This is a genomic window from Rhodospirillales bacterium (assembly GCA_016872535.1).
GTDB lineage: Bacteria > Pseudomonadota > Alphaproteobacteria > Rhodospirillales > 2-12-FULL-67-15 > 2-12-FULL-67-15.
Genome location: VGZQ01000135.1, coordinates 1 through 4228, shown reverse-complemented (window position 1 = coordinate 4228; position 4228 = coordinate 1). Strand labels below are relative to the sequence as shown.

The window sequence follows — 4228 nt, the reverse complement described above, 5'->3', positions numbered from 1 at the left end:
AAGCGGGGTTGGCGGACATGACGTGCCTCACTTATTCCATAGGGGTTGCGGCGGTTCCAATGTTTCCCGTATTCCTCGGGCGCGACGCCTTGGGGCCAATGTACGCGTTTTGTTCTCGCCGTCCAGCGTATTTTATAAATTATTGATTTATATAGTGTTTTAACATCATGTTCCCGATAAGTTCACGGCGAATCTGCGCGGCGCGACACCCCGGGAGAGGATCAACTCTTCATCACTTCCTTCACCTTGCCGGCGAGACCGGCGAGGCTGAAGGGCTTGGGCAGGAAGTTGAGCGAGGGATCGTTTTCGAGCGCGCGCGCCGCGTCCTCGGCGTAGCCCGACATCAATATGACTTTCACCCCCGGCAGTTCCTGGCGCAAAAGCTGCACGAGGGTCGGGCCGTCCATGCCGGGCATGATTACGTCGCTGAGAATCAAATCGATCTTCTGGCCCTCGCCGATCGCCTGGTTGACCACGTCGAGGGCCTGTTCGCCGTCGGCGGCTTCCAGCACCCGGTAGCCCTTGTTGCGGAGCGCGCGCCCGCCGAAGAGCCGCACCGCGTCCTCGTCCTCCACCAGCAAAATGGTGCCGGCGCCGGTGAGGTCGGCGTCGAGTTCCGCCGCCGGCACCCGCGCCTTGGCGGTGCGGTCGGCCGCCGCCTGTTCCTGCGCGGGGAGGTAGATGGTGAAGGTGCTGCCCTCGCCGACCGCCGATTCGACGAAGATGTAGCCGCCGGTCTGGTGCACGATGCCGTAGACGGTCGAAAGCCCGAGCCCGGTGCCGGCGCCCACTTCCTTGGTCGAGAAGAACGGCTCGAAGATGCGGGAAAGATTTTCCTTCGGGATGCCGGAGCCGGTGTCGGCGATCTCGATCGCGACGTAGCGGCCGGGCGCGACCAGCTCGTGGCCGCGCTGGGTCGGCGCGGCGATCTCGGCCATGCCGGTGCGGATGGCGAGCGTGTCGCCGCCCGGCATGGCGTCGCGGGCGTTGACCGCGAGGTTGATGATCACCTGGTCGAACTGGCCGCGATCGACCAGCACGTGGGCGAGGTTGCGGCCGTGTTCGAGCCTGAGTTCGATCTTGGCGCCGAGCAGGCGGCCGAGCAGGTGCGAGAGATCGGCGAGCGCCTCGGCTACGTCGAGCACCACCGGGGCCAGCGTCTGCTTCCGCGAGAACGCGAGCAGCTGGCGCACCAGGTTGGTGGCGCGGTTGGCGTTCTGCTTGATCTGCATGATGTCGGCGAACGAGGGATCGCCTGCGCCGTGGCGCGCGAGCAGCAGATCGGAAAAGCCGATCATGGCGGTGAGCAGGTTGTTGAAGTCGTGGGCGATGCCGCCGGCGAGCTGGCCCATGGCCTGCATCTTCTGCGCCTGGGCGAACTGCACCTCCAGGTGCTTGCGCTCGGTGGTGTCAACCACGTGCAGCACCAGCCGGTCGTCGCCGCCTTCGCCCGCCGGACGGGCGTGGATCGCGGCGGCGCGCTCGGCCCCTTCCGCGCCGACGAGCCGCACCTCGACGTGGGCCGCGGGCGCGGTGCCCATCACCAGTTTGGAGAACTGGGCAGCGGCCTCGGCGCGGTCCTCGGGCGCCAGCCGCTCGGCGAGCGGGCGGCCGATCACGGCGTCGCGCGGCGCGCCGACCAGCGCGAGGAACGCCTCGTTGCATTCGGCGACTATGCCGGAATAGTCGAGCAGGGCGATCCCGACCGGGGAGCGCTCGAACAGCCACGCCGGCAACGCGGGCGCGGCGGGCGCGGTTTCCGCGCGCCGGGCGAAATCGCGCATCACCAGGGAGCGGGTGTAAAGCGGCAGGCCGTCGGCGCCGGCGCGCACCGTTTGCAGCAGCACCGCGGGAAACGAGCCGCCAGCATCGTCGGCGAGCACGATGTCGCCGCCGTCGAGCGCGCCGCCTTCGGGCGGGAGCGGAAACGGCGTCGCCTCGACGACAAAGTCGGCGAACGGGCGGCCGACGATGGCGCCCGCCGAGCGCCCGAGCCAGTCGGCGAGCGTGCGGTTGACGTAGAGCATGCGCCCGTCGGCGTCGGCGGAAAAGATCCCTGCCGGCAGGTTGTCGAGGTATTCGGCCATGGCCGCCTCGTCGCGCGAGCGACGGGAGTCGACTGCGTCTCGCTCGCCGCGTTCGCGATCATCGGGCGGCGACCACCACGCGCGGAAGGCGCCGAGCGCGTTCTTCGCCGCTTCGCCCAGGGTCGGCGGGCGCGGCGGAGTTCCGCGCGGCGGGTTGGGACGATTCATGTCAATGCAGCTTGCCCTTGAGGCGCATGACGTAGCCGATCACCTCGGCCACCGCCTTATAGTGCTCGATCGGGATTTCCTGGTCCAGCTCGACGCTGGCGAACAGGGCGCGGGCGAGCGGCGGGTTTTCGACGATCGGCACCTCGTGCTCCTCGGCGATCTCGCGGATGCGGAGCGCGACGTAATCGGCGCCCTTGGCGACCAGCTTGGGCGCCTCCATCTTCTCCATCTCGTAGGCGAGCGCGACCGCGTAGTGGGTCGGGTTGGTGACGACCACGGTCGCCTTCGGCACCGCCGCCATCATGCGCTGGCGTGCGCGCTCGCGCCGGAGCGAGCGGATGCGCGCCTTGACGTGGGGGTCGCCCTCGGCCTGCTTGTGCTCCTCCTTGACCTCGTGCTTGCTCATGCGCATCTGGCGCAGGAACATGTAGCGCTGGTAGACGTAGTCGAACCCGGCGATTACGGTCAGCACCGCGAGCGTCGCGGCGGCGACGCGCAGCACCACCGCCTCGGAATGGTCGAGCACCGCGCCGAGGCTCATCGCCGGCAGCAGCTCGACGTCCTTCAGGATCGGCAGCGCGGCGGTGAAGATGACGCCGCCGATGACGGCGATCTTGACGATGCCCTTGACGAACTCGGCGAGCGTGCGCGTCGAAACCAGGCGCTTGAAGCCGCTGATCGGCGAAAGCCGGTTCCAGTCGAGCTCGAATTTTTCGGTTGCCCACACCAGCCCGGTCTGTACGATGTGGATGGCGAGCGCCGCGATCACCAGGAACAGGAACACCGGCCATACCGCCACCAGCAGGGCGAGCGCGACGTCGCCGAACAGCATTTGCAGGCGGCCCATGTCGGCCGGGATCTGCGAGGGCGATTCGAGGAACGGCAGCGCCACGCGCGCGACGTGCCTCATGGTCCACGGCGCGGCGAACAGGACCAGCAGCGCGCCCGCCATCAGGATGCCCCAATGGGCGACTTCCTGGGATTGGGCGACCTGGCCGCGGGCGCGGCCGCGATCGAGTTTTCGTCCCGAAGGATCTTCTGTTTTGTCGGCGTCGTCTTGCTCGGCCATGGTCCGTGCCTCCGCCGCTCACAGCGGCGCGAATACGCTCCAGGCGGCGCGGAAACGATCGGCGAAGACCAGCATCATTCCCGTGATGACCGCGGTCAGCAGCCACGCCATCACCCCGATCAGGGCGAGCACGAACGCGAGCGCCAGCACGAAACGGAAGTAATCGCCGAAATCCACGGGCGACTCCCTGGGGCCTATCCCCGGCCTTGCTTGGCCAGGCGGTCGCGGAACTTGCGCACTTCGTCCTCGAGCACCTCGAGCTCGGCGAGCATGGCCTCCAGCGCGCTCGCCTTCGCCGGATCGGGGGCGCCGCCGGATTCGGCGCCGTGCAGGGCGGTGGCGCAGACTCCGGCGACCATCGAGCGCAGGTCGGCGAGATCGGGCATGCGGTCCTGGGCGAGGTCGTCCTTGGCGCGCGCGATGGCGACGCGCACCCGCGCCAGTTCCCCGGTCAGCACGTGGGGTGCCGGTGGGTGCGCGGGCGGGCCCGAAGGCGGGGTCTTGCTCATGCGGGACGTTCCTCGGGAGTTGCCGCGTTCTTGATCCGCTCCAGGAAATCGGGCCAATCGCCGTTGGCGCGGTAGACGTAGGCGAGAATTTCGGCGACCGCGGCGAAGGCCTCGATCGGGATTTCGCTGTCGATCTCGATCACGCTCAGCAGCTGGGCGAGGTCGGCGTCCTCGCGCACCTTGATGCCCTTGGCGAAGGCGATGGCGAGAATCTGTTCGGCGATCGAGCCCCGGCCGCTCGCCACCACCTTGGGCGCGAACTCGGTTGCGGGTTCGTATTTGAGCGCGACCGCGAGCGCCGTTTGCGGGGGCGTGCGCGCGTTTCCGGCTTCGCCGTCGGCGGGTCTCTGCTCGGCCACGTTCGCCCTCCCGAAATGCCCTCGGTCCCGAATAGC

4 protein-coding genes are annotated in these 4228 nt (G+C 68.4%); all 4 read right to left on the bottom strand.

The genetic code is table 11. The features are described from left to right. Positions 1-221 precede the first annotated feature (221 nt). Positions 222-2255 (bottom strand): PAS domain-containing protein, encoded by a 2034-nt coding sequence (locus FJ311_15950; protein ID MBM3952927.1) that lies wholly within the window; start codon positions 2253-2255, stop codon positions 222-224. A gap of 1 nt (position 2256) precedes the next feature. After that, entirely contained in the window at positions 2257-3324 is a 1068-nt protein-coding gene (gene flhB / locus FJ311_15945) for a flagellar biosynthesis protein FlhB (GenBank protein MBM3952926.1), read from the bottom strand. 194 nt (positions 3325-3518) lie between these two features. Beyond that, a complete protein-coding gene (locus FJ311_15940) occupies positions 3519-3833 on the bottom strand; it encodes a hypothetical protein (protein MBM3952925.1) in 315 nt (104 codons plus the stop codon). Next, positions 3830-4192 carry a flagellar protein FhlB gene (locus tag FJ311_15935; protein MBM3952924.1) on the bottom strand — a complete coding sequence of 121 codons (363 nt, stop codon included), beginning with the start codon at positions 4190-4192 and terminating at the stop codon, positions 3830-3832. Before FJ311_15935 ends, FJ311_15940 begins: the two co-directional genes overlap by 4 nt. Positions 4193-4228 lie beyond the last annotated feature (36 nt).